Below are 23,815 nucleotides of genomic sequence, written 5' to 3'. Positions count from 1 at the left end.
TGGCCTCTATTTGTAGTGGTGGCTCGCCGGCATCGCGGCGGACGACGGCGCGGTGGACGATTGTCCCGCTTGTGCCGCTTGTGCCGTCTGCGGCTCGGAGCCGGCCGGGTTGGCGGGCGCGCTCGCATTCGCCGGCGGCGCCGCTTTTTCGAGACAGTAGCCGAGCCCGCGCACGGTGATGATGCGCACGCCGCTCGGTTCGATTTTCTTGCGCAGCCGGTGCACGTAGACTTCGATCGCGTTGTTGCTGACTTCCTCGCCCCATTCGCATAGATGGTCGACGAGCTGCTCTTTCGAGACCAGCCGGCCGATCCGTTGCAGCAGCACTTCGAGCAGCCCGAGTTCGCGCGCGGACAGATCGATCGCCTGGTCGTTGACGTAGGCGATGCGGCCCACCTGATCGAACGACAGCGAGCCATGCCGCACGACGGTCGGGCCGCCGCCCACGCCGCGCCGTGTCAGCGCGCGCACGCGCGCTTCGAGTTCGTTCAGCGCGAAGGGCTTGGCCATGTAATCGTCGGCGCCGAGGTCGAGGCCTTTGACGCGTTCGTCGACGCTATCGGCGGCGGTCAGGATCAGCACGGGCAGGTTCGAATTGCGCGCGCGCAGGCGGCGCAGCACCTCGAGCCCGGACATGCGCGGCAGGCCCAGATCGAGGATCAATAGGTCGAACGTCTGCATTGACAACGCGGTATCGGCTTCTACGCCGCTTTTCACGTGATCGACCGCATAGGCCGATTGGCGGAGTGATCGAACCAGACCATCCGCGAGTATGCTGTCGTCTTCGGCAATCAGAATTCGCATGATGCGCCAGCCTGGCTTTGCCGGCACCGCGGGGTTGCCCCGGCGCGCAGCGGTCTCCGAACATTATTGTGGGTAGTTGGGGCGATGCGACAGTAAAAGATGCGCGTTCGCATCACAATCGCGCTTGCCAAAACTACTGTTTTTTTATACAGTGTCTGCGTTTCGTGTGATGTCCTGGAGATTCCGCTCAATTCGAGTGGAACCACGGGTGCACACCTGCCTCAGACGCCGTTCATCATAGCAAAGGACGATTCATGGAAGAAAGCAAGAAAGGCTCGGCTGGACTGACTGCTGAAAAGAGCAAGGCTCTCGCCGCCGCGCTCGCGCAGATCGAAAAGCAGTTCGGCAAAGGGTCGGTCATGCGGCTCGGCGCAGGTGAGGCAGTCGAAGACATCCAGGTGGTCTCCACCGGATCGCTCGGCCTCGACATTGCACTGGGCGTCGGCGGTTTGCCGCGTGGCCGGGTGGTCGAAATCTACGGTCCGGAATCGTCCGGTAAAACCACGCTGACGCTGCAGGTCGTCGCCGAAATGCAGAAGCTCGGCGGCACCGCGGCGTTCATCGACGCGGAACACGCGCTGGACATTCAATACGCGGGCAAGCTCGGCGTGAACGTCGCCGACCTGCTGGTCTCGCAGCCGGACACCGGCGAACAGGCCCTCGAAATCGCCGACGCGCTGGTGCGCTCGGGCTCGATCGACATGATCGTGATCGACTCGGTCGCGGCGCTGGTGCCGAAGGCGGAAATCGAAGGCGAAATGGGCGACTCGCTGCCGGGTCTGCAGGCGCGTCTGATGTCGCAGGCGCTGCGCAAGCTGACCGGCACGATCAAGCGCACGAACTGCCTCGTGATCTTCATCAATCAGATCCGCATGAAGATCGGCGTGATGTTCGGCAACCCGGAAACCACCACGGGCGGTAATGCGCTGAAGTTCTACGCGTCGGTGCGTCTGGACATTCGCCGCATCGGCTCGATCAAGAAGAACGACGAAGTGATCGGCAACGAAACCCGCGTGAAGGTCGTCAAGAACAAGGTGGCGCCGCCGTTCCGTGAAGCGATTTTCGACATCCTGTACGGCGAGGGCATCTCGCGTCAGGGCGAAATCATCGACCTCGGCGTGCAGGCGAAGATCGTCGACAAGGCCGGCGCATGGTACAGCTACAGCGGCGAGCGGATCGGTCAGGGCAAGGACAACGCGCGTGAATTCCTGCGCGAAAATCCGGATATCGCTCGCGAAATCGAGAACCGTATCCGCGAATCGCTGGGCGTTACCGCGATGGCGAACGCCGTGACCGGCGCGGACGCTGAAGTCGCGGGCGAAGAAGAGTAAGCATCAAGTGATACGCAAAGGCCGGCCGCTGTCCGGTTTCGACTCCGGACGCTATCCGGACGGCCCGCGCGACGCGGCGGACGGATCGCCTGAGTCCGGCGATCCGTTCGAACCGTTCGAACCGTTCGACGCACATGACCGCGCCGCGGGCCGCGGCCCGCAGCGTACGGGGTCTGCGCCCGCTGCAGCGTCGTCCAGCCGGGATTCCTCCGGACTCGATTCCCCAATCCCCTCCGAGGTCACCTACACCCGCTCGCGTCGCCAACCCGGCGAAGAGAAGCCGGGCCAGTCCGACAAAGACGACAACAGAAAATCCCAACGCCCCGCCCGTTCGCTGAAAGCGCGCGCGCTCGGCTATCTGTCGCGCCGCGAATATAGCCGCGCCGACCTCGCCCGCAAGCTGAAGCCTTACGTCGAGGAAACCGATTCGCTCGACACGGTGCTCGACGCGCTGCAGGCCGAAAACTGGCTATCCGACTCGCGCTTCGCGGAAAGCCTGATCCATCGGCGCGCATCGCGGCTCGGCACGAGCCGCATTCTCGGCGAACTGAAGCAACACGCGCTCAACCCGGCGCTCGTCGAAGAGGCGAGCGCGCAATTGCGCGAAACCGAACTCGCGCGCGCCCAGGCGGTCTGGCGCAAGAAGTTCGGCCAGTTGCCGCAAACGCCGGCCGAGCGCGCGAAGCAGGCGCGCTTTCTCGCGTCGCGCGGCTTCTCCGGCGCGACGATCGGCAAGATCCTGAAGGGTATCGACGACATCGGGGACGGCGACTAACACGCCAGTCTCGACGGGTAGGGCAATTACCGCGCCATAACCTGGCGCCAGGCCGTGCGCAATCGGGGCTGTCCCAAATACCCGTTATGCTAAACTCCAGAAGTTTTCCAATCCGGCCTTTCCTTCCCGCATGTCGCTCTCCCCGCCAGTGTCCCGTCAGTTGCGCCATCGTCGCGCAATCAGAGCGGAAGCTTACGAGCGAGCCGATGGCCTGTGGGATGTGGAAGCGTGCCTGACCGACGAAAAGCCACGCGATGTGGCGCTTGCGTCGGGTGTCCGGCCCAATGGTCAGCCGATCCATGAACTCTGGCTTCGCATCACCATCGATCGCAAGCTCAATGTCGTCAACGCCGAGGCGTCGTCCGACTGGGTGCCCTATCCAGGGTTGTGCCAGGCCAGCAATCCCGCCTACCGTGCCCTCATCGGGCTCAATCTGTTCCACAACTTCCGTCGCGATGCTGCCCGTTTGCTGGCCGGCACGGCCGGTTGCACGCATCTCACCGAGCTGTGCGCGATCCTGCCGACCGCCGCGATCCAGGCGTTCGCCGGCGACGTATGGAACACCGATGACGGCACGCCGGGCGCGAACGCGGGTTCGGGAGACGAATCGTCCAACGGCACAGGCGAGCATTCCAACGACAAACCGCCATTCCAGCTGGGACGCTGCCACGCGCTGCGTTTCGACGGCGAGGCGGTGAAACAGTTTTATCCGCGCTGGTATGGTCATGCACCGCGTCCGGCGCAACGCGCGGCCTCGTCGGACGGTGCGGCGGCCCGCGAACGAAGCGGCGACGCGTCGGCCTGAACGGCGGCAACGGAATCGAAGTTCTATCCAACTCTCAGACTGAAGGGAATCACGCATGAAGATTCACGAGTACCAGGGTAAGGAAATCCTGCGGAAATTCGGCGTCGCGGTACCGCGCGGCAAGCCGGTCTTCTCGGTGGATGATGCGGTCAAGGCCGCGGAAGAGCTGGGCGGCCCGGTGTGGGTCGTGAAAGCTCAGATCCACGCGGGTGGCCGTGGCAAGGGCGGCGGCGTCAAGGTCGCCAAGTCGCTGGAACAGGTTCGCGAGTACTCGAACCAGATCCTCGGCATGCAGCTCGTCACGCACCAGACCGGTCCGGAAGGCCAGAAGGTGAACCGCCTGCTGATCGAAGAAGGCGCCGACATCAAGAAGGAACTGTATGTCGGTCTCGTGATCGATCGCGTTTCGCAGAAGATCGTCGTGATGGCGTCGAGCGAAGGCGGCATGGACGTCGAAGAAGTCGCGGAAAAGACGCCTGAGCTGATCCACAAGGTTGCCGTCGATCCGTCGACTGGCCTGAAGGACTCGGAAGCAGACGACCTCGCGAAGAAGATCGGCGTGCCCGACGCTTCGATCCCGCAAGCTCGCGCGATCCTGCAAGGCCTGTACAAGGCATTCTGGGAAACCGACGCATCGCTCGCCGAAATCAACCCGCTGATCCTGACCGGCGACGGCAAGGTCATCGCACTCGACGCGAAGTTCAACTTCGACTCGAACGCGCTGTTCCGTCACCCGGAAATCGTCGCGTACCGCGATCTGGACGAAGAAGATCCGGCTGAAATCGAAGCGTCGAAGTTCGACCTCGCGTACATCTCGCTCGACGGCAACATCGGCTGTCTGGTGAACGGCGCCGGCCTCGCAATGGCAACGATGGACACCATCAAGCTGTTCGGCGGCGAACCGGCGAACTTCCTCGACGTCGGCGGAGGAGCTACGACCGAGAAGGTCACCGAAGCGTTCAAGATCATGCTGAAGAACCCGAACCTGACCGCGATTCTGGTCAACATCTTCGGTGGCATCATGCGCTGCGACGTGATCGCGGAAGGCGTGATCGCGGCGTCGAAGGCCGTGTCGCTGAAGGTGCCGCTCGTGGTCCGCATGAAGGGCACGAACGAAGACCTGGGCAAGAAGATGCTCGCCGAATCCGGCCTGCCGATCATCTCGGCGGACAGCATGGAAGAGGCGGCTCAGAAGGTCGTCGCGGCTGCTTCGGGCAAGGCGTAAGCCAGCTGTCCACGGCGCATTTACCAGCTCATTTGCCAGGTTTACGAGTGGCGGCGCGCAAGCGACACAGGCGTGAAGCATCGCGCCGAGTGGCGCTACCGCGCGACGCCAAACGAACAGAGGTCAATACATGTCGATTCTGATCAACAAAGACACCAAGGTCATCACGCAGGGCATCACCGGCAAGACCGGTCAGTTCCACACGCGTGCTTGCCGTGAATACGCAAACGGCCGCGAAGCGTACGTCGCGGGCGTGAACCCGAAGCGCGCCGGCGAAGATTTCGAAGGCATCCCCATCTACGCGAGCGTCGCTGAAGCCAAGGCTGAGACGGGCGCGACCGTGTCGGTGATTTACGTTCCGCCGGCAGGCGCTGCCGCCGCAATCTGGGAAGCAGTCGAAGCCGACCTGGATCTCGCAATCTGTATCACGGAAGGCATTCCCGTCCGCGACATGATCGAGATCAAGGACCGTATGCGTCGCGAAAACCGCAAGACGCTGCTGCTCGGACCGAACTGCCCGGGCACGATCACGCCGGACGAGCTGAAGATCGGCATCATGCCGGGTCACATCCATCGCAAGGGCCGCATCGGCGTCGTGTCGCGTTCGGGCACGCTGACGTACGAAGCAGTCGGCCAGCTGACCGCGATCGGCCTCGGCCAGTCGTCGGCAGTCGGTATCGGCGGCGACCCCATCAACGGTCTGAAGCACATCGACGTGATGAAGATGTTCAACGACGATCCGGATACGGACGCCGTCATCATGATCGGCGAAATCGGCGGTCCGGACGAAGCGAACGCTGCTGAGTGGATCAAGGACAACATGAAGAAGCCGGTGGTTGGCTTCATCGCTGGCGTCACGGCGCCTCCGGGCAAGCGCATGGGCCACGCCGGCGCGCTGATCTCGGGCGGTGCGGACACCGCCGAAGCGAAGCTGGAAATCATGGACGCGTGCGGTATCAAGGTCACGAAGAACCCGTCGGAAATGGCGCGTCTTCTGAAGGCGATGCTGTAAATCGAATTCGCGTGCCGTTGGCGCGCGATTTTGTTACGCTTACGAACTCCTTTCGTGAGCGGGCGGTCCCGAAAAGCGGGGGAGTGCAGACTCCCCCGCTTTTTTTTTGTCCGCGCTTGCGCCGCGGTTCTGTCCGCGCGGTCGATTTTTTCTTATGCTTTTTTCCATGCTCGAATTCTTCACGACCCTCCATTGGGGCTCGGTCTTTCAGATCATCGTCATCGACGTTCTGCTCGGCGGCGACAACGCGGTCGTCATTGCGCTCGCCTGCCGCAACCTGCCGCAGTCGCAGCGCATGCGTGGGATCGTGTGGGGGACCGCCGGCGCGATCGCGCTGCGCGTCGTGCTGATCGCGTTCGCGGTCGTGCTGCTCGACGTGCCGTTCCTGAAGTTCGCGGGCGGCTTGCTGCTGCTGTGGATCGGCGTGCGCCTGCTCGCGCCGGCGCACGACGCTCACGACAACGTGAAGCCGGCCGACAAACTGATCTCGGCGGTGAAGACGATCATCATCGCGGATGCGGTGATGAGCGTCGACAACGTGATCGCGATCGCGGGCGCGGCCGAAGCCGCGGAGCACGAGCACCGGTTGGCTTTGGTGATCTTTGGCCTCGTCGTGAGCATTCCGCTGATCGTGTGGGGCAGCCAGCTGATTCTGAAGCTGCTCGATCGCTTTCCGGGCATCGTACTGTTCGGCGCGGGCCTGCTCGGCTGGATCGCGGGTGGTCTGATGGTCAACGACCCGGCCGGCGACCGCTGGCCGATCCTCGACACGCCAGTCGCCGAATACGGGATGAGCATCGCGGGCGCGCTGTTCGTCGTGATCGTCGGTTATCTGTTGAAGCGCCGTAACGCGAAACGTGCGGCGGTGTGAGCATGATGCTGACGGTGCATCGCTGCCTGATTCGTGATGCCGTTCGAATGCAAGCCTGGCCATCCGGCTGACTGTGACGCGCGAGCTTCGCTCGCTACGATTGAAACGCCTGTTCCCGATCCACGGGCCAGGCGTTTCTCGTATCAGGAGTCTGCCGATGATCGTTACCCTGCCATATTCCCCATACTCTCAATCGACGCAATCCTCGCGTAGGTCGCGCCGCGCACGCTGGCGCGCGAGCTGGTTCGCGCGCATCTGCCGCCGCTGCGGCGTTGGCTTCACGCTGATCGAGTTGATGATCGTGCTCGCGATCGTCGGCGTGATCGCGGCCTACGCGATTCCCGCGTATCAGGACTATCTGGCGCGCAGCCGGGTCGGCGAGGGCTTGTCACTCGCGGCGTCGGCGCGGCTCGCGGTGGCCGAAAACGCCGCGAGCGGCAACGCGTTCAGCGGCGGTTATGCGTCGCCGCCCGCCACGCGCAACGTCGAGTCCATCCAGATCGACGACGACACTGGTCAGATCACGATCACGTACTCGACGCGTGTCGCGCAGGCCGGCGCAAACACCATGACGCTGGTGCCGTCGGTCCCGGACAACGTAGATGCGCCGAGCGCGCGCGTCGCGTTGAGCAAGGACGCGGTGCAGACTGGCGCGCTGACGTGGGAATGCTTTGCGAGCGGCAAGAGCGCGTCGTCGTTGCCGGCGCCGGGTTCGGGGCCGATGCCAAGCGAGGCGCCGACGCTCGCCGCGAATCTGGCGCCGCCCGAATGCCGTTCATAAGGGGCAAATGAGTGAGTGAGCGAGACAGCAGCCGAGCGCTGACTGGATGAGTCGAAGCCACAACGTAAAGGGCTGATTTTCAGCCTATTTCGGCCGGACCGGCGCACAGTGCAACGAAATTTTTGTATAGTGCGCCGGTTGCTGACGCCCACTGTTGATTCGATGCCCACCCCTTTCGCACGCTACCTGTCTCTCGTACTGCTGGCTCTTGCGTTGATCCTGCCCTACGCGGTTGCCAACCATACGTATCCGATCCCAACCTTCTACGCCGAACTCACCTCGCTCGCGCTGTTTCTGCTGACCGGGGCGGCCGTCGTGCTGCTGGTCGCGACCACCCGGCCGCGCGTGAGCTTCGCGTCGCCCACGGTCGCGCTCGTACCCTTGCTGTTCGGCCTCGTGCTGGTCGTGCAGACGCTGGTGCTGCCGGTCGCGGAGCCATCGATGAACTGGCTCGGCGCGGGCTTCCTGCTCGCTGCGTGGATGGCCGTGCATGTGGGCTACGGCTTCACGCGCGTGAAGCTCGACGAGACCGCGTTGCGCTGGGCGGCGGGGGCGTTGATCGTCGGCGGTCTGTTCGCGGTGTTCAGTCAGGTGATCCAGCTGTTTCACCTCGAGGCGCGCGTGGCTCCGCTCGTCGTCGCGTATAACGTGACCGTCGAGCGCCGGCCGTTCGGCAACATGGCGCAGGCGAACCACCTCGCGACGTATATCGCGTTCGCGATGGCGGGCGCGCTGTATCTCGTGCAGACGCGGCGCATCGCGGTGCCGATCTGGCTGCTCGTGTCGACGATTTTCTCGGTCGGCCTCGCGCTGACCGTGTCGCGGGGTCCATGGCTGCAGATGGGCGTGATCGTCGTGGCCGGCTTCTGGATGGCCTTCGCGCAGACGCGCACCGAACCGAAACTGCGCCGCAGCAACCGTGAATGGCTGGTGCCGATCGCGCTCGCGGTGCTGTTTTTCGTGGTCAATGCGCTGATCCGCTGGGCCAACGTGCGCTATCACCTCGAACTCGGGCAGTCGGCGGCCGAGCGCTTCCAGGATGCCGGCCAGATCGCGCCGCGCCTCGCGTTGTTGAAATACGGCTGGACGATGTTCAAGCAGCATCCGCTGCTCGGCGTCGGCTGGGGCGAATTTCCGAGCCATCAGTTCGAGCTCGTCAAGCAGCTGGGCGGCGTCGAAATCGCCAACAACTCGCACGACATTTTCGTCGACCTGCTCGCGAAAACCGGTCTGATCGGTCTTGCGATCGTGCTCGTGGGTCTCGTCGCGTGGCTCGTGCGCGTCGCGCGTGCGCCGCAAAGCGCCGCGCGCGTGTTCGGCATCGCGCTGATCGGCGTGCTGACGATGCATGCGCTCGTCGAGTATCCGCAGCAGTACATGTTCTTCCTGTTGCCCGCGATGTTCGTGTTCGGCCTGCTCGAAACGCGGCCGTTGCGCGCGGTGCCGGCGAATCTGTCGCTCGGTGCGTTCGCGGTGGTGGTGTTCGGCGGACTCGCCGCGCTGTATCCGGTGTATCGCGACTATGCGCGCGCCGAGGTGCTCTACTACGGCGCGCGTCCGGCCGAGCAGTACGGCGCCGATCCGTCGTTCCTGTTCGGCGCGTGGGGCGAATACGGTCTCGCGACGCTGCAGCCGATGAATCCGCTGAACCTGCAGCGCAAGCTCGCGATGCACAAGCAGGCGATCGCGCTGTTGCCGGGCGAGACGGTGCTGCGTCGCTACGCGGTGCTGCAGGCGCTGACCGGCGATACCGCGGCGGCGCTCGATACGGTCGAACGCTTGCGGATCTTCGCCGAGGAATTGAAAGACTGGCCGGCGCAGCTCGGCTATCTCTACCAGCTCGTCGACGAGCAGAAGTCGCTCGCGGGCTTCAAGCAGCAGTTGGTGAAGCGCTATGGCACACCGGCGGCCGATGCGACGCCGGATGACGACAGTGACGACGATTGATCGGACCGCGGAAGCTTGGGCGTGCTGGCGCCGCGGCTTCCTCCCTTCAAAGTTCAAAGCTCGGAATACTTCGCGGCCGTGCCTTTCGCCTTGTCGACGGGGTAGCGCGCTTCGTTCAGCTTCAGTTTTTCCGCTGCCGCGTCGACGAGATCGAAGCCGGCGGTATGGGCGACCAGCAGCAGATACATGAACACGTCGGCGCACTCGTGCCTGAGGTTCGTCGATTGCGCGGGATCGCCGAGCAGCGCGTCGATCTGCGCATCGGTCTTCCACTGAATCGTCTCCAACAGCTCGCCGGCTTCGATGCCGGTGGAGACGATCAGGTTGCGCAGCGTGTGAAACTGCCGCCAGTCGCGCGCGTCGCGAAACGCCAGTAGCTGCTCGAGCAGTTCGTCGATGGTCATGTTGCTATCCGGATAGTTGTCGAACCGCACGTCAAGCTTGCGCCACCCAATCCCCCGATTTCCCGCCATGCTTTTCCATCACCTTCACATCGGTGATGGTCATGCCGCGATCCACCGCCTTGCACATGTCGTACACGGTCAGCAGCCCGATCTGCACGGCGGTAAGCGCCTCCATTTCGACGCCCGTGCGTCCAAACGTCTCGACCTGAACCGTGCAATGCACGCCGGGCATCTGCTCGTCGAGTTCGAAATCGGCCTTCACGCGTGTCAGCGCGAGCGGATGACAGAGCGGAATCAGATCGGCGGTGCGCTTCGAGGCCTGGATCGCCGCGATCCGCGCGACGCCGATCACGTCGCCCTTTTTGGCGTTGCCGTCGCGGATCAGCGCGAACGTGTCGGGCAGCATGCGGATCGAGCCACGCGCGATCGCGATGCGCCTCGTCTCCTGCTTGCCGCCGACGTCCACCATATGCGCGTCACCGGCCGCATCGAAATGAGTGAGTTCAGGCATGGTTGACTCCTTCAGAGGGCGCCTATCATAGCAGTGCGGCGCGGCCTCGAATCGTCGCGGCGACTGATTCCACTTGCGCTGTGTCGTGCGCTGAGTTTTGCCTCGTACGCGTCCTGCGACGCCCTTGCCCGTTATCTTAGTCCGGGCCATGGGCGGCGTTTTCGACTTCGTCAGACCGGCTTCGCGTTGCATCCAAAACGATTCCTCGCTGCGTCGCTATCCATCGCGCATCGCGATGCCGCCGGGCGCGCTCGCGCAATCGACGGGCGGGGCGGCCACCGTGCCGGGAACGTCATCGTCCGAGGTGCCGCTCGTGAGCGGCCCGAGCGACGCGCATGCCGATCCGATCCTGCCGCCCGACATCGCGCGCGGCGTGTTCGGCACCTACGGCGGCGCGCAGAGCCGCTTTTCCGATGGCGGCGGTAGCGGTGGCACTGGCGGCAAAACCGGCAGCAAGGACTGGCGCGCGCCGATCGTCGCGCAGCAGTTGCCCGATCTCGGCAGCGGCGACGCCGGCTCGCTGAGTCCACAGGCCGAACGCAAGCTCGGCGAGCGCGTGATGCGTGAGATACGCCGCGACCCCGACTATCTCGACGACTGACTCGTGCGCGACTATCTTGATTCGGTCGCCGTCAAGCTCGCGGCAGCGGCAGCCGCATCAGGACCCCGAGTACGGCTTCATGCGGGCGCGCTCGCGTCTGTTGCAGGACCAGTCGCGCAGCGAATACGCGGACGAGATTTCGCGATTGCGCTCGGAAATCGAGGACCGCACCGCGCTGAACGTCGCGGCGAACTGGTACGGCATCGCTTACGGGCAGATGCTGCTCAAGCGCTACGACGACGCGGCGGCCGCGCTCGCGAACGCGCGCGCGACGTTCGTCTCGGGCGCGCCTGCACGAGATGGAGAGCCGCTACAAGGACGAGCGGCTCGACGAGAAAGGGTAGGGTGGACGTGAACGCGCGCCGCTGCGCGCGTCAGACCTGCGCCGCCGGGCTCGTGACGAAGCCAAAGCGCGCGGCCACCTGATCGCGTCGCACGCTTTGCAGCGGCAAGGCGCGCTGAACACTCCAGTGGAACGCACCGCTCAATGAGCCATCGTCGGCGAGCGTCGCGTGATCGGAGAAGAGCTCGAGGTCGTGATCGTGCAGCACCGCGATACGTGCTGGCTGCGAGCGATCGGCAAACAGAATGCCGCCGTCTTCATCCGCGAACACCGCCGTCGGCTCGAACGCGCCGCCGCCCTGGTCGTGCAGCGCGAGCGTTCCATCCGCGTGCGCGGACAATCTGACCACCCACGGCGTATAAGCCAGCTCGACATACACGCGCTGTGGTCCGTTCTGAAAAAACCACTGCCCGCGCTCATCGGCCTCGTAGTTCCGGTTGATGAAGCCAAGCAGCGCCTCATGCCGGATCGGCACGCCGGGCGCGCCGCTCGCCTGGGCCGCTTCGTCGCGCATGCGCCAGTTGCCGCGCCGGTCGAGCATCAGCCAGCCGGTGCAACTCGGCACGTTCGGCCATTTGGCGAGCGCCTGTTTGACGATGTCATCCATGATCGACGTGTCGCTCCAGATAGCCGAACACGCGCCGCGACAGCCAGTCGATGCGGCCCGGGAACGGCCCGGTCATGAAGCCCGCGTGGCCGCCGTGCTCAGGCTGATAAAGCTCGACCGCCGCCGACACCTCGTGCCGCGACGGCAGCGCTTCGGCCGGCAGGAACGGGTCGTTGCGCGCGTTGAGCACGAGCGTCGGCACCTGAATGTGCGGCAGCAGCGGGCGGGTGGTTGCGGTGCTCCAGTAGTCGTCGGTATCGCGAAAGCCGTGCAGCGGCGCGGTCACGACGTTGTCGAACTCGTACATCGTGCGGCTCGCGAGCATCGCGTCGCGATCGAACAGGCCCGGGAACTGCTCGAGCTTCTGGTTGGCCTTGTGCTTCAGCGTCTTCAGGAAGCTGCGCGTGTAGACGAGGCCGAAGCCCTGTGACAGCGCACGGCCGCCCGCATGGACGTCGATCGGTGTCGAAATCGCGGCAGCGGCGGCTACCACCCGCGCCGCATCGGCCTGCCGCTCACCGAGCCAGCGCAGCAGCACGTTGCCGCCGAGCGACACGCCCGCCGCGACCACCGGCCCGCGATGCGCGGCGCGCAGGCGGCGCAGTATCCAGTCGACCTCGTTGCTGTCGGCGAGATGGTAGAAGCGCGGCAGCCGGTTCAGCGGGCCGCTGCAACTGCGAAAGTGCGGCACCACGCCGTGCCAGCCGTATTTGCGCGCGGCGGCCATCAGCGCGACCGCGTAGTGCGACGACGAACTGCCTTCCAGGCCGTGAAACAGCACGAAGAGCGGCGCGGTGTCGGTGGGCGGAGTATCGTGCGCGACCCAGTCGAGATCGATGAAATCGCCGTCCGGGGTGTCCCAGCGCTCACGGCGAAACGATACCGCGGGGCGGCGCGCGAACAGCGACGGGACGATCGTCTGCACATGCCGGTTCGGCAGCCAGAGCGGCGCGCGGTACAGCAGCTCGACGGCCGCCTCGACGGCGGCCGCCACCTTGGCGGGGGCCGTACCGGAGGAAGCGGGTTTATGTGGCGTCGAACTCATACCGGCGGAAAAGCGAGAAAACGTGATTCTGAATCTGTCGTGGTGCCGCGCGTCAGTGCAGCGGGCCCTGGCCATGCCGCATCTTCGTTGCGAACTGGCTGGCGGTCTCGTTCGGCATCGGGCTTGCGTGAATATGCGCAATGCGCCATTCGCCGCGTTCATGGACCATCACGTAGGTGGTGAAAACCATCGCGGGCGTGGCGGTCGGGTCGGCCGGACGATGTGCTTCGGCAATCGCATAGACGACGGTGCCGAGGCTGTCGTAGACGCGGATGTCGAGCGGCTCGATCGACACCGGCAGCGCTTCGAGCTGGACCTGCAAGCCATTGCGGATGCTCTCGAGGCCGTGCAGATGCGAGCCGTCCGCGCAGATGCAGCTGACGAACTCCTCGTCGATCCACAAGCCCATCAAGCTGTCGATATTGACCTCGGCGACGGCCTGATAGTAGGCGGTCAGGGTATCGGCGGCGGCTTCGAAGATATGGGCAAAACGTGGCATGGCTTGTCAGTCTCTTGTGCGCGGCGCGCGGTTGCGGGTCTGCGGTAGCGGGACGGTCCAGAGCGCCGGACCATCGCCCCCGGCGTCAGCTTGCCCGTGCCGCAAGGCGCGAACATGACGCGACGCGCTCGGGGCGTGCGGTGTTGCGTGCAAGTACCAGTCGGCTCAGCGCTGCGCGAGCAGCATGCCGCGCAAATCGCCGAAAACCTGCTCGGCGCTCAGCTGCTTCAGACAGTTCAGATGACCGAGCGGGCACTCGCGCTCAAAACAGGGGCTGCATTCGAGATGAAGCCATTGTACCTTCGCGAGCTCGGACAAGGGCGGGGTGTGGCGCGGATCGGTCGAACCGTAGACGGCCACGAGCGGGCGGCGCAGCGCGGCGGCGACGTGCATCAGTCCGGAGTCGTTGGTGACGACCGCGTTGGCCCGCGAGATCAGCGCGCAAGCCTCGCCGAGTGCAGTCTGGCCGCACAGGTTGCGCACGTTCGGCGCTTTCTCGGCGATCGCCTGCGCGAGCGGCGCGTCTTTCGGCGAGCCGAGCGCGACGATTTGCGTGTACGGGAACGACTGGCCGACCATCTGCGCGAGCGACGCGAAGTGCTCGGGCGGCCAGCGCTTCGCGGGACCGTATTCTGCGCCGGGGCAGAACACCAACAGCGGCACGCGCGTATCGAGATTGAAGCGCGCCGACACGCGCGAGGCCTCGTTCAGGTCCGTGTCGAGGCGCGGCATCGGCAGATCTTCGGGGACCTTGGCGGCTGGCGCGTAGGCGAGGGCGGCGTAGTGGCCGACCATCGGCGGGCGGGCGTCCTTGCGCGGATTCGCGTGACGCACGTTCAGCACGCCGTAGCGACTCTCGCCGGTGTAGCCGATGCGCAGCGGAATGCCCGCCAGCCACGGAATCAGCGCCGACTTGAACGAATTCGGCAGCACGTAGGCCGCGTCGTAGCCGACGTCGCGCAGATCGCTCGACAGCTGCCAGCGGCGCAGCATCTGCAGCTTGCCGTGGGCGAGATCGGTCGCGTAGACGTCGCGGATTTCCGGCATGCGTTCGAGCACGGGTGCGACCCAGCTGGGCGCGACCGCGTCGATGACGATGCGCGGATGCAATTTCACGAGGCGCGCAAACAGCGGCTGCGCCATCAATGCGTCACCGATCCAGTTCGGTGCGATAACCAACGCGCGACGCATCAGAGTGAGTGTCCGGTGTCGATAACAAGCGCCGCGCGCGCGATGCGCGCGGCACTCGGATAGGTAAATGGGGAAAGCGGAGAGCCGCACGGCGCGATGCCGTTTGGCCACACGCGCCGCGATGGCGGCGCGGCGGCGGTGCGGCCGCACGGGTCGTGCGGTCGAGCCTGCGGCGCGGCGAGCGCGTGATTCAAAACGCGCGCCTCGTGCCGTGCAAGCTGGCTCAGAACCGCTCGATGCGTTGGATCAATGGCCCTTGATCACTTCGCCGTCGCGCAGCTTGTAACGCGTGCTGCAATACGGGCAACGCGCTTCGCCGTGCGACACGTCGATGAAGACGCGCGGATGCGCGCTCCAGCGCGGCATGGCCGGGTTCGGACAATACGCCGGCAGATCTTTTGCCGACAGTTCGACCAGCGGCATTTCCTTGATTTCGCTCATGAGACTTTCTCTTTTATGCGGGGTGCTTGCAGTGCGCCGCCGTTGGGCTGCGCGGGGCATCTCGAAACGTCGCTCAGATCTTCGTGAGCCAGTGCGCGTATTTCGCGCTCCTGCCGTTCACGACGTCGAAGAAAGCCGACTGCAGCTTTTCGGTGATCGGGCCGCGCGCGCCAGCGCCGATCGTGCGGTTGTCGAGCTCGCGGATCGGCGTGACTTCGGCCGCCGTGCCGGTGAAGAACGCTTCGTCGCAGGTATAGACTTCGTCGCGCGTGATGCGCTTTTCGATCACCTGCAGGCCCATGTCGCACGCGAGCGTGATGACGGTGTCGCGCGTGATGCCGTCGAGGCACGACGACAGATCAGGCGTGTACAGCTTGCCGTTGTTGACGAGGAAGAAGTTCTCGCCCGAGCCTTCCGACACGTAGCCGTCGACGTCGAGCAATAGCGCTTCGTCGTAGCCGTCGGCGATCGCTTCCTGGTTCGCGAGGATCGAGTTCACGTACCAGCCCGACGCCTTCGCGCGCACCATCGACACGTTCACGTGATGGCGCGTGAACGACGACGTCTTTACGCGGATGCCCTTGGTGATGCCGTCTTCGCCAAGGTATGCGCCCCACGGCCACGCGGCGATCGCGACGTGAATCGTATTGCCCTTGGCCGACACGCCGAGCTTTTCCGAGCCGACCCAGATGATCGGGCGCAGATAGCACGACTCGAGCTTGTTCTGGCGGACCACTTCGCGCTGCGCGGCGGCGAGCGTTTCATGGTCGAACGGCACGGCCATCTGGAAGATCTTCGCCGAGTTCAGCAGGCGCTTGGTGTGCTCCTGCAGGCGGAAAATCGCGGTGGCGCCGTCGGCCGTCTTGTAAGCGCGCACGCCCTCGAACACGCCCATGCCGTAGTGCAGCGTATGGGTGAGCACGTGGATTTTGGCATCACGCCACTCGATGAGCTTGCCATCCATCCAGATCTTGCCGTCGCGGTCGGCCATTGACATACGGTTCTCCAGCAGGTGCGTTATGAGGTGCGGCCATGAGCGCAGGACATAGCCGGGAGCGCTATTTTAGCGTCTTTTGCACACACCACGGGCATTTGGGCGCACCCCGGACGCTATAATCCAGCGCACGCATAAATCAAATCCGGATGCGCTAGCGGGTGGTCTCGCAAGCTGGCGCCGACCTGGCCTTCTTGACGGCGTTTCCTGCGCCCGCACCCTTCGCCCGATGCTCGCTCGACTGTCCGACACCGATCGCCGCGCTTTTCGTGAAGGCGCGCGCGCCTATGCCCCCACGCTGATGGCGATTTTTTCCTGGGGCCTCGTGACCGGCATCGCGATGAGCAAGTCCGTGCTGACGCTGCCCCAGGCGCTCACGATGTCGCTGCTGTGCTACGCCGGATCGTCGCAGCTGGCGGTGTTGCCGCTCCTCGCCGCGAAGCTGCCGGTGTGGACCGTGCTGCTGACCGCGGCGATGGTCAACACCCGCTTCGTGATCTTCAGCGCCGGCCTCGCGCCGCACTTCTCGTATCTGTCGATGTGGCGGCGCATCGTGCTGGGCTATTTCAACGGCGACGTGATCTATCTGCTATTCGTCAAGAAGAGCTTTCCGACCGGCTACGTGCCGGGCAAGGAGGCATACTTCTGGGGCATGGCGGTATCGAGCTGGCTGTCGTGGCAGGTGTCGTCGATCATCGGCATCCTGCTCGCGAGCCTGATTCCGGACAACTGGGGGCTCGCGCTGGCCGGCACGCTCGCGCTGCTGCCGGTGATGGTGTCGTCGATCGCCACCCGCTCGACGCTGGTCGCGGTCAGCGTGGCCGGCATCGTGTCGCTGCTCGCGCTCGATCTGCCGTACCGGCTGGCGTTGCTGCTCGCGGTGATCGCGGCGATCGCGGCCGGCAGCGCGGCCGACCTGATGATCGAGCGCGCCGACCTGCGCCGCATTCGTGGCGTGAACGATCGCGCCGGAGACTCCCGATGACCACCACGCAAATCTGGCTCGCCATTTTCGGCATGACCTTCGTCACCGCGCTCACGCGCGCGATGTTCCTGATCGGCGGCGAGCGCACGGTACTGCCGGCGCGCGTGCAGAAGATGCTGCGCTACGCGCCGGCCGCCGCGCTCGCCGCGGTGGTGGTGCCCGACGTGCTGACGACGTCCGATGGGCTGTCGTTCGCGCCTTCCAACCATGAGCTTTACGCGACGCTCGCCGGCCTCGGCTGGTTTTTGTGGCGGCGCACCATGCTCGGCACGATCGTGACCGGAATGGTCGTATTCACGCTGATGCGCGTCTTCCTGTGAGGGCCGGGCCCGGGGTGCGGCGATGAATGCTACGCCGCGGCATCCGCGGCCTTGCGATCAAATCCGCGACATTCGCTGTGTCGCGGATCAGAAGGCCGTTGGGATCAGTTAAAATGCCTTTTCCGGGTTGAGCGCGCCGCGGCAAGGCGCCTGGTGCCGCGGCCGGCCGCCGGCGCCCGATCCCGCGGAGCCGTTGGGCCGAAGCGCTGGAGTTCGCTGCGCCTCGTCCCCGCGCGCTGACCGTCACCGCCTTCTCATCAACTCGCATACTCAAGCCCATGAACAAGGTATTGCGTCTCTCCGACCTGATCGCCGAAGGCAAGCTGTCCGGCAAACGCGTGTTCATCCGCGCCGATCTGAACGTGCCGCAGGACGATCAAGGCAACATCACCGAAGACACCCGCATCCGCGCTTCCGTGCCGGCCATCAAGGCCGCGCTCGACGCCGGCGCCGCGGTGATGGTCACCTCGCACCTTGGCCGTCCGACCGAAGGCGACTTCAAGCCGGAAGATTCGCTCGCACCGGTGGCGAAGCGTCTCGCGGAGCTGCTCGGCCGCGACGTGCCGCTCGTCGCGAATTGGGTCGAAAACGGCGTGAACGTCGCGCCGGGCTCGGTCGTGCTGCTCGAAAACTGCCGCGTCAACAAGGGCGAAAAGAAAGATTCCGACGAGCTCGCGCAGAAAATGGCCAAGCTCTGCGATATCTACGTGAACGACGCGTTCGGCACCGCCCACCGCGCCGAAGCGACTACGCACGGCATCGCGAAGTACGCGCCGGTTGCCTGCGCGGGTCCGCTGCTCGCCGCTGAGCTCGAAGCGCTCGGCAAGGCGCTCGGCGCACCGAAGCGTCCGCTCGTGGCGATCGTCGCGGGCTCCAAGGTGTCGACCAAGCTGACCATCCTGAAGTCGCTCGCGGAGAAGGTCGACCAGCTGATCGTTGGCGGCGGCATCGCCAATACGTTCATGCTCGCGGCCGGCCTGAAGATCGGCAAGTCGCTCGCCGAAGCCGATCTGGTCGACGAAGCGAAGGCGATCATCGACGCGGCCAAGGCCCGCGGCGCCTCGGTGCCGATCCCGACCGACGTCGTCACGGCCAAGGAGTTCTCGCCGAGCGCGAAGGCAGAAGTAAAGGCCGTCGCCGATGTGCAGGACGACGACATGATCCTCGACATCGGCCCGGAAACGGCCAAGGTGCTCGCCGCCCAACTCGAGAAGGCCGGCACGATCGTGTGGAACGGCCCGGTCGGCGTGTTCGAGTTCGACCAGTTCGGCAACGGCACGAAGACGCTCGCGGACGCGATCGCGCGCTCGGCGGCGTTCTCGATCGCAGGCGGCGGCGATACGCTCGCGGCAATCGCCAAGTACGGCATCCACGACCAGGTGAGCTACATTTCCACGGGCGGCGGCGCATTCCTCGAGTTCCTCGAGGGCAAGAAGCTGCCGGCGGTAGAAGTTCTGGAATCGCGGGCTTAACGTGGCGACGCGCTCCCCAGCGGCGAAGTCGACCAAGGCGCGTGGCGTGAAAGCGCAGCGCGGTAGCGCGGCAACGCCGGCAGGGGAGCGCCCGACACGCGCGGCCGCTGCGTCGGCAGCGGCCGGACAGGACGTGGCTGCCGAAGCGCCGATAGCGCCCACGGCCACCGAACCGGCGCTAGCCGCCGGAGCGCCCGCGGGACCGGTTGCAGCGCATGCTCCGACCGGCGACGCGGAGCAGCCCCCAACGGCACAGGTCGAAGCTGCTCAACGCGATTCGGCCCAGCCGGAACAGCCTTCCGGCAAGCAGGGCAGCAAATCTCCGGCGCGCGAGGCGCCGCTCTCGAATACCGCATCACCCGCATCACCCGCATCACTCCACAAAGCGACACCGGCCACAACCGGCGCGCGACCCCAGGCAGCATCTTTCGATGCGCGAACTCCGCAGCAGCCCCGCAGCGCTCTTACTAGCGATCCTATCCAGACGAGGAGACTCATGCATCGCGCCACCAAGATTGTCGCTACTATCGGTCCGGCTTCCAGCACGCCGGAAATCCTGCTGCAAATGATTCAGGCGGGATTGGACGTGGTGCGGCTCAATTTCTCACACGGCACCGCGGACGACCATCGCCAGCGCGCCGAATTCGTGCGCGAGGCGGCCCGCCAGGCCGGCCGCGAAGTCGCCATCATGGCTGACCTGCAAGGCCCGAAAATCCGAGTCGGCAAATTCGAGAACGGCCGCACGACGCTCGTCACCGGCAATCCGTTCGTCCTCGATGCCGACTGCGAGCTCGGCAACGACGAGCGCGTCGGCCTCGACTACAAGGATCTGCCGCGCGACCTGAAGCCGGGCGACGTACTGCTGCTCAACGACGGCCTGATCGTGCTGAACGTGCAGCGCCTGATCGGCAACGAGATCCACACGGTCGTGAAGATCGGCGGCGAGCTGTCGAACAACAAGGGCATCAACCGCCAGGGCGGCGGTCTGTCGGCGCCCGCGCTGACCGCGAAAGACATGGAGGACATCCGCACGGCGATGTCGCTCGGCGTCGATTTCGTCGCGGTGTCGTTCCCGAAAAACGCGACCGACATGGAAATGGCCCGCCAGCTCGCGAACATCGCCGGCGCGCCGTACGGCATCAAGCCGAAGATGATCGCGAAGATCGAGCGCGCGGAAGCGATTCCGGCGCTGCAAGGCATCCTCGACGCGTCGGACGGCATCATGGTCGCGCGTGGCGATCTGGCTGTGGAAGTGGGCAATGCCGCGGTGCCGGCGCTGCAAAAGCGCATGATCCGGATGGCGCGCGAATCGAACAAGTTCGTGATCACCGCGACGCAGATGATGGAGTCGATGATCCACGCGCCGGTGCCGACCCGCGCGGAAGTGTCGGACGTCGCCAACGCGGTGCTCGACGGCACGGACGCGGTGATGCTGTCGGCGGAATCGGCGGCGGGCAAGTACCCGGTGCAGACCATCGAGACGATGGCCGCGATTTGCGTCGAAGCGGAAAAGTCCGAGCAGTCGGAGCTCGACAAGGACTTCCTCGACCGCACGTTCACGCGGATCGACCAGTCGATCGCGATGGGCGCGCTGTTCACCGCCTATCACCTTGGCGCCAAGGCCATCGTCGCGCTGACCGAATCGGGCTCGACCGCGCTGTGGATGTCGCGTCACTGGACCCACGTGCCGATCTTCGCGCTGACGCCGCGCGTCGGCAGCGAACGGGCGATGGCGCTGTACCGCAACGTGACGTCGCTGCATCTGGACACCAACACCGACCGCGACACGGCGCTGCAGCAGGCGCTCGAAACGGTGGTCGGCAAGGGCTACGCGTCGCACGGCGACATGGTCGTGCTGACGGTCGGCGAGCCGATGGGTCAGGCGGGCGGCACCAACACGTTGAAGATCGTGCGGGTCGGTGAACCGTACTGATCAGGCAGGACTGCTCGATCGGCACAGGCTCGATTGAGCGAAGCAGGGCGGCGAAACCCGCACGGTCCATGTGCGACGGCGCACCAAAGCGCCGGTGTCATCGCGGGAACGCCGCCTGCTTCGCGATAAAATCGCCGCAAAAGATGCCGACGGCAAAAGAATTCGTTTCAATCTAAGGAGTTTCAGCATGCCTCTCGTATCAATGCGTCAACTGCTGGACCATGCTGCGGAAAACGGCTATGGCCTTCCGGCATTCAACGTGAACAATCTGGAGCAGGTGCAGGCGATCATGGCCGCGGCCGACAAGGTCAACGCCCCAGTCATCATGCAGGCGTCGGCCGGTGCGCGTAAGTACGCGGGCGAGCCGTTCCTGCGTCATCTGATCGAAGCGGCCGTCGAGTCGTATCCGCACATTCCGGTCGTGATGCACCAGGACCACGGTCAGTCGCCGGCGGTGTGCATGGCGGCGATTCGCAGCGGCTTCACCAGCGTGATGATGGACGGTTCGCTCGAAGCCGACGGCAAGACGGTCGCATCGTACGAGTACAACGTCGAAGTGTCGCGCAAGGTCGTCGAGGCGGCGCACTCGATCGGCGTCACCGTGGAAGCGGAGCTGGGGGTGCTCGGTTCGCTCGAAACGATGAAGGGCGACAAGGAAGACGGCCACGGCGCCGAAGGCACGATGACGCGTGAACAACTGCTGACCGATCCGGAGCAGGCCGCCGACTTCGTCAAGCTGACCCAGTGCGACGCGCTGGCCATCGCGATCGGCACCTCGCACGGCGCCTACAAGTTCAGCAAGAAGCCGACGGGCGATATTCTCTCGATCCAGCGCATCAAGGAAATCCATCAGCGCATTCCGAACACGCACCTCGTGATGCACGGCTCGTCGTCGGTGCCGCAGGAGCTGCTCGCGGAAATCCGCGAATTCGGCGGCGACATGAAGGAAACCTACGGCGTGCCGGTCGAAGAAATCCAGGAAGGCATCCGTCACGGCGTGCGCAAGGTCAACATCGATACCGACCTGCGTCTGGCGATCACGGGCGCGATCCGCCGCTACATGGCGACCAACCCGGGCAAGTTCGATCCGCGCGATTACCTGAAGCCGGCGCGCGAAGCGGCGATGAAGATCTGTATCGACCGTTACATGCAATTCGGCTGCGAAGGCCAGGCTGGCAAGATCAAGCCGGTTTCGCTTGATAAAATTGCGCAGAAGTACAAGTCGGGCGAGCTCGCGCAAGTCGTCCGTTAAGCTGTAGTTTTGGCTCCGCGCCTGGCCGTTTGGCCAGGTTGTCGTCCGATCGCCGTTCCCGCATCATCGGGGGAACGGCGTTTCCCTTTTGTTCCGGTCACATTTTTTGCACCACTTTTAGCGAACCACGACGATGTCTACCCTCTACGAATCCACGCTCCGCTCGCTGCCGCTGCTCGGCCGCGGCAAAGTCCGCGACAACTATGCCGTGGGCAACGACCAGTTGCTGATCGTCACGACCGACCGTCTGTCGGCGTTCGACGTGATCATGGGCGAGCCGATTCCGAACAAGGGTCACGTGCTCAACGCGATGGCCAACTTCTGGTTCGAGAAACTGAAGCACGTGGTGCCGAACCACCTGACGGGCGTCGCGCCGGAGTCGGTGGTCGCGCCGGACGAAGTCGAGCAGGTCAAGGGGCGCGCGGTGGTCGTTAAGCGTCTCGAGCCGATCCTCGTCGAAGCGGTGGTGCGCGGCTATCTGGCCGGCAGTGGCTGGAAAGATTACCAGGCCACCGGTTCGGTCTGCGGCGTGCAACTGCCGCCGGGTCTGCAGAACGCGCAGAAGCTGCCCGAGCCGATCTTCACGCCGGCCGCCAAGGCCGAGATGGGCCACCACGACGAAAACATCACCTACGACGAGATGGAGCGCCGCATCGGCACCGAACTGTCGGCCACGATCCGCGACATTTCGATCCGTCTGTATAAGGAAGCCGCTGATTACGCGGCCACGCGCGGCATCATCATTGCGGACACGAAGTTCGAATTCGGTCTGGACAACCAGGGCAAGCTGTACCTGATGGACGAGGCGCTGACCGCCGATTCGTCGCGCTTCTGGCCGGCGGACCAGTACCGGGTCGGCACGAACCCGCCATCGTTCGACAAGCAGTTCGTGCGCGACTGGCTCGAAACCCAGCCGTGGAAGAAAGAGCCGCCGGCGCCGAAGCTGCCGGACGACGTGGTCGCGAAAACGGGCGAGAAGTACCAGGAAGCGCTCGAGCGCCTGACCGGCCACAAGCTCGACTGATGTGATCGCGCGCGCCGTGCCAGGCGCGCATCGCCGGGAAACAAGGAAGCCGTAAGATGAGTGAAGCACAAACCGCCCATACGCATGATGCGCCGGTCGTCGGCGTATTGATGGGCTCCAGTTCCGACTGGGAAGTGATGAAAAACGCCGTCGCGATTCTGCAGGAATTCGGCGTGCCGTACGAAGCGAAGGTCGTGTCCGCGCACCGCATGCCCGACGAAATGTTCGCCTATGCTGAAAGCGCGCGCGAGCGCGGCATTCGCGCGATCATCGCGGGTGCGGGCGGCGCCGCGCATCTGCCGGGCATGCTGGCCGCGAAGACCACGGTGCCGGTGCTTGGCGTGCCGGTCGCGAGCAAGTATCTGAAGGGCGTCGATTCGCTGCATTCGATCGTGCAGATGCCCAAGGGTGTGCCGGTCGCGACGTTTGCGATCGGCGAGGCGGGTGCCGCGAACGCGGCGCTGTTCGCGGTGTCCCTGCTCTCCGGCACCAGCGCCGAATACGCGGACAAGCTCGCTGCATTCCGTGTGCGCCAGAACGAAGCGGCTCACGCGATGGTATTGCCGGCGCTGTAAGCGCGCTGGTTGTTTTATAAGACGTCTCCTGTCCGACCCCCGGCCGGATGCCCGCCGCTCGCTGTGC

Annotated in this window: 24 protein-coding genes and 1 pseudogene; 16 read left to right on the top strand and 9 right to left on the bottom strand. The window is 64.9% G+C overall.

The features are described from left to right. Positions 1-6: 6 nt before the first annotated feature. A complete protein-coding gene (locus HDG34_RS05685) occupies positions 7-804 on the bottom strand; it encodes a response regulator transcription factor (protein WP_184058354.1) in 798 nt (265 codons plus the stop codon). Between the two features lie 254 nt (positions 805-1,058). On the opposite strand from HDG34_RS05685, the gene recA reads away from it, so the two are divergent. The 8 genes from recA to HDG34_RS05645 all read left to right on the top strand — a co-directional run bounded on the left by recA (position 1,059) and on the right by HDG34_RS05645 (position 9,551). Beyond that, a complete protein-coding gene (recA, locus tag HDG34_RS05680; protein ID WP_018421721.1) occupies positions 1,059-2,135 on the top strand; it encodes a recombinase RecA in 1,077 nt (358 codons plus the stop codon). 7 nt (positions 2,136-2,142) lie between these two features. Then, entirely contained in the window at positions 2,143-2,910 is a 768-nt protein-coding gene (recX, locus tag HDG34_RS05675) for a recombination regulator RecX (protein WP_184058352.1), read from the top strand. A 130-nt stretch (positions 2,911-3,040) separates the two neighbouring features. Then, complete coding sequence (locus HDG34_RS05670; RefSeq protein WP_176078965.1) at positions 3,041-3,715, top strand: DUF2889 domain-containing protein; 675 nt, start codon at positions 3,041-3,043, stop codon at positions 3,713-3,715. A 55-nt stretch (positions 3,716-3,770) separates the two neighbouring features. Beyond that, entirely contained in the window at positions 3,771-4,940 is a 1,170-nt protein-coding gene (sucC, locus tag HDG34_RS05665; RefSeq protein ID WP_013090442.1) for an ADP-forming succinate--CoA ligase subunit beta, read from the top strand. 130 nt (positions 4,941-5,070) lie between these two features. After that, on the top strand, positions 5,071-5,952 hold the full coding sequence (gene sucD, locus HDG34_RS05660; RefSeq protein WP_184058350.1) for a succinate--CoA ligase subunit alpha: 882 nt from the start codon (positions 5,071-5,073) through the stop codon (positions 5,950-5,952). A gap of 166 nt (positions 5,953-6,118) precedes the next feature. Next, the gene (locus HDG34_RS05655) at positions 6,119-6,823 is read left to right on the top strand and encodes a TerC family protein (RefSeq protein WP_026226026.1); all 705 of its coding nucleotides are present in this window, start codon (positions 6,119-6,121) and stop codon (positions 6,821-6,823) included. A gap of 157 nt (positions 6,824-6,980) precedes the next feature. Continuing rightward, positions 6,981-7,604: a pilin gene (locus tag HDG34_RS05650; RefSeq protein WP_090801738.1), complete on the top strand. Its 624-nt coding sequence runs from the start codon at positions 6,981-6,983 to the stop codon at positions 7,602-7,604. A 162-nt stretch (positions 7,605-7,766) separates the two neighbouring features. Then, on the top strand, positions 7,767-9,551 hold the full coding sequence (locus HDG34_RS05645; RefSeq protein WP_184058348.1) for a Wzy polymerase domain-containing protein: 1,785 nt from the start codon (positions 7,767-7,769) through the stop codon (positions 9,549-9,551). A gap of 53 nt (positions 9,552-9,604) precedes the next feature. On the opposite strand, the gene HDG34_RS05640 is transcribed toward HDG34_RS05645, so the two are convergent. Continuing rightward, positions 9,605-9,955: a nucleotide pyrophosphohydrolase gene (locus tag HDG34_RS05640; protein ID WP_184051401.1), complete on the bottom strand. Its 351-nt coding sequence runs from the start codon at positions 9,953-9,955 to the stop codon at positions 9,605-9,607. 31 nt (positions 9,956-9,986) lie between these two features. After that, on the bottom strand, positions 9,987-10,466 hold the full coding sequence (gene moaC / locus HDG34_RS05635) for a cyclic pyranopterin monophosphate synthase MoaC (RefSeq protein WP_184058346.1): 480 nt from the start codon (positions 10,464-10,466) through the stop codon (positions 9,987-9,989). A 186-nt stretch (positions 10,467-10,652) separates the two neighbouring features. On the opposite strand from moaC, the pseudogene HDG34_RS05630 reads away from it, so the two are divergent. Continuing rightward, a pseudogene (locus HDG34_RS05630) lies at positions 10,653-11,377 on the top strand (hypothetical protein); the annotation flags it as partial. A 64-nt stretch (positions 11,378-11,441) separates the two neighbouring features. Here the strand turns inward: HDG34_RS05630 and HDG34_RS05625 are convergent. The 6 genes from HDG34_RS05625 to HDG34_RS05600 all read right to left on the bottom strand — a co-directional run bounded on the left by HDG34_RS05625 (position 11,442) and on the right by HDG34_RS05600 (position 16,190). Then, a complete protein-coding gene (locus tag HDG34_RS05625) occupies positions 11,442-12,017 on the bottom strand; it encodes a DUF2946 family protein (RefSeq protein ID WP_184058344.1) in 576 nt (191 codons plus the stop codon). Further along, positions 12,010-13,062 (bottom strand): hydrolase, encoded by a 1,053-nt coding sequence (locus tag HDG34_RS05620; protein ID WP_184058342.1) that lies wholly within the window; start codon positions 13,060-13,062, stop codon positions 12,010-12,012. Before HDG34_RS05620 ends, HDG34_RS05625 begins: the two co-directional genes overlap by 8 nt. A 52-nt stretch (positions 13,063-13,114) precedes the next feature. Then, on the bottom strand, positions 13,115-13,561 hold the full coding sequence (locus tag HDG34_RS05615; RefSeq protein ID WP_184058340.1) for a nuclear transport factor 2 family protein: 447 nt from the start codon (positions 13,559-13,561) through the stop codon (positions 13,115-13,117). Positions 13,562-13,726: 165 nt separating this feature from the next. Beyond that, entirely contained in the window at positions 13,727-14,752 is a 1,026-nt protein-coding gene (waaF, locus tag HDG34_RS05610) for a lipopolysaccharide heptosyltransferase II (RefSeq protein WP_184058338.1), read from the bottom strand. A gap of 246 nt (positions 14,753-14,998) precedes the next feature. Beyond that, positions 14,999-15,193, bottom strand: coding sequence for a zinc-finger domain-containing protein (locus HDG34_RS05605; protein ID WP_008920434.1), 195 nt, complete (start codon positions 15,191-15,193; stop codon positions 14,999-15,001). A gap of 73 nt (positions 15,194-15,266) precedes the next feature. Beyond that, positions 15,267-16,190 carry a branched-chain amino acid transaminase gene (locus tag HDG34_RS05600; protein ID WP_184058336.1) on the bottom strand — a complete coding sequence of 308 codons (924 nt, stop codon included), beginning with the start codon at positions 16,188-16,190 and terminating at the stop codon, positions 15,267-15,269. A 226-nt stretch (positions 16,191-16,416) separates the two neighbouring features. On the opposite strand from HDG34_RS05600, the gene HDG34_RS05595 reads away from it, so the two are divergent. From HDG34_RS05595 to purE, 7 genes are all read left to right on the top strand, one after another. Beyond that, a complete protein-coding gene (locus tag HDG34_RS05595; RefSeq protein ID WP_184058334.1) occupies positions 16,417-17,172 on the top strand; it encodes an AzlC family ABC transporter permease in 756 nt (251 codons plus the stop codon). Then, on the top strand, positions 17,169-17,492 hold the full coding sequence (locus tag HDG34_RS05590) for an AzlD domain-containing protein (RefSeq protein ID WP_184058332.1): 324 nt from the start codon (positions 17,169-17,171) through the stop codon (positions 17,490-17,492). The genes HDG34_RS05595 and HDG34_RS05590 overlap by 4 nt, the downstream gene beginning before the upstream one ends. Before the next feature lie 278 nt (positions 17,493-17,770). Further along, the gene (locus HDG34_RS05585) at positions 17,771-18,964 is read left to right on the top strand and encodes a phosphoglycerate kinase (RefSeq protein WP_184058330.1); all 1,194 of its coding nucleotides are present in this window, start codon (positions 17,771-17,773) and stop codon (positions 18,962-18,964) included. Positions 18,965-19,460: 496 nt separating this feature from the next. Beyond that, entirely contained in the window at positions 19,461-20,897 is a 1,437-nt protein-coding gene (gene pyk / locus HDG34_RS05580; RefSeq protein ID WP_018421702.1) for a pyruvate kinase, read from the top strand. A 187-nt stretch (positions 20,898-21,084) separates the two neighbouring features. Continuing rightward, on the top strand, positions 21,085-22,149 hold the full coding sequence (fba, locus tag HDG34_RS05575) for a class II fructose-bisphosphate aldolase (protein WP_184058328.1): 1,065 nt from the start codon (positions 21,085-21,087) through the stop codon (positions 22,147-22,149). A gap of 133 nt (positions 22,150-22,282) precedes the next feature. Further along, a complete protein-coding gene (locus HDG34_RS05570) occupies positions 22,283-23,173 on the top strand; it encodes a phosphoribosylaminoimidazolesuccinocarboxamide synthase (protein WP_184058326.1) in 891 nt (296 codons plus the stop codon). A gap of 56 nt (positions 23,174-23,229) precedes the next feature. After that, entirely contained in the window at positions 23,230-23,748 is a 519-nt protein-coding gene (purE, locus tag HDG34_RS05565) for a 5-(carboxyamino)imidazole ribonucleotide mutase (RefSeq protein ID WP_018421699.1), read from the top strand. Positions 23,749-23,815: the final 67 nt, after the last annotated feature.

The organism is Paraburkholderia sp. HC6.4b, from assembly GCF_014200875.1.
In the GTDB taxonomy this organism is placed as follows: Bacteria; Pseudomonadota; Gammaproteobacteria; order Burkholderiales; family Burkholderiaceae; genus Paraburkholderia; species Paraburkholderia tuberum.
Note: the sequence above shows the minus strand (reverse complement) of the source record. Positions and strands in the feature narration are given on the sequence as shown.

Bases quoted from the DNA above. Each gene is read 5' to 3' on its own strand.
- HDG34_RS05685 (WP_184058354.1), bottom strand. From the start codon at position 804: ATGCGAATTCTGATTGCCGAAGACGACAGCATACTCGCGGATGGTCTG.
- recA (WP_018421721.1), top strand. From the start codon at position 1,059: ATGGAAGAAAGCAAGAAAGGCTCGGCTGGACTGACTGCTGAAAAGAGC.
- HDG34_RS05670 (WP_176078965.1), top strand. From the start codon at position 3,041: ATGTCGCTCTCCCCGCCAGTGTCCCGTCAGTTGCGCCATCGTCGCGCA.
- sucC (WP_013090442.1), top strand. From the start codon at position 3,771: ATGAAGATTCACGAGTACCAGGGTAAGGAAATCCTGCGGAAATTCGGC.
- sucD (WP_184058350.1), top strand. From the start codon at position 5,071: ATGTCGATTCTGATCAACAAAGACACCAAGGTCATCACGCAGGGCATC.
- HDG34_RS05655 (WP_026226026.1), top strand. From the start codon at position 6,119: ATGCTCGAATTCTTCACGACCCTCCATTGGGGCTCGGTCTTTCAGATC.
- HDG34_RS05650 (WP_090801738.1), top strand. From the start codon at position 6,981: ATGATCGTTACCCTGCCATATTCCCCATACTCTCAATCGACGCAATCC.
- HDG34_RS05645 (WP_184058348.1), top strand. From the start codon at position 7,767: ATGCCCACCCCTTTCGCACGCTACCTGTCTCTCGTACTGCTGGCTCTT.
- HDG34_RS05640 (WP_184051401.1), bottom strand. From the start codon at position 9,955: ATGACCATCGACGAACTGCTCGAGCAGCTACTGGCGTTTCGCGACGCG.
- moaC (WP_184058346.1), bottom strand. From the start codon at position 10,466: ATGCCTGAACTCACTCATTTCGATGCGGCCGGTGACGCGCATATGGTG.
- HDG34_RS05625 (WP_184058344.1), bottom strand. From the start codon at position 12,017: ATGGATGACATCGTCAAACAGGCGCTCGCCAAATGGCCGAACGTGCCG.
- HDG34_RS05620 (WP_184058342.1), bottom strand. From the start codon at position 13,062: ATGAGTTCGACGCCACATAAACCCGCTTCCTCCGGTACGGCCCCCGCC.
- HDG34_RS05615 (WP_184058340.1), bottom strand. From the start codon at position 13,561: ATGCCACGTTTTGCCCATATCTTCGAAGCCGCCGCCGATACCCTGACC.
- waaF (WP_184058338.1), bottom strand. From the start codon at position 14,752: ATGCGTCGCGCGTTGGTTATCGCACCGAACTGGATCGGTGACGCATTG.
- HDG34_RS05605 (WP_008920434.1), bottom strand. From the start codon at position 15,193: ATGAGCGAAATCAAGGAAATGCCGCTGGTCGAACTGTCGGCAAAAGAT.
- HDG34_RS05600 (WP_184058336.1), bottom strand. From the start codon at position 16,190: ATGTCAATGGCCGACCGCGACGGCAAGATCTGGATGGATGGCAAGCTC.
- HDG34_RS05595 (WP_184058334.1), top strand. From the start codon at position 16,417: ATGCTCGCTCGACTGTCCGACACCGATCGCCGCGCTTTTCGTGAAGGC.
- HDG34_RS05590 (WP_184058332.1), top strand. From the start codon at position 17,169: ATGACCACCACGCAAATCTGGCTCGCCATTTTCGGCATGACCTTCGTC.
- HDG34_RS05585 (WP_184058330.1), top strand. From the start codon at position 17,771: ATGAACAAGGTATTGCGTCTCTCCGACCTGATCGCCGAAGGCAAGCTG.
- pyk (WP_018421702.1), top strand. From the start codon at position 19,461: ATGCATCGCGCCACCAAGATTGTCGCTACTATCGGTCCGGCTTCCAGC.
- fba (WP_184058328.1), top strand. From the start codon at position 21,085: ATGCCTCTCGTATCAATGCGTCAACTGCTGGACCATGCTGCGGAAAAC.
- HDG34_RS05570 (WP_184058326.1), top strand. From the start codon at position 22,283: ATGTCTACCCTCTACGAATCCACGCTCCGCTCGCTGCCGCTGCTCGGC.
- purE (WP_018421699.1), top strand. From the start codon at position 23,230: ATGAGTGAAGCACAAACCGCCCATACGCATGATGCGCCGGTCGTCGGC.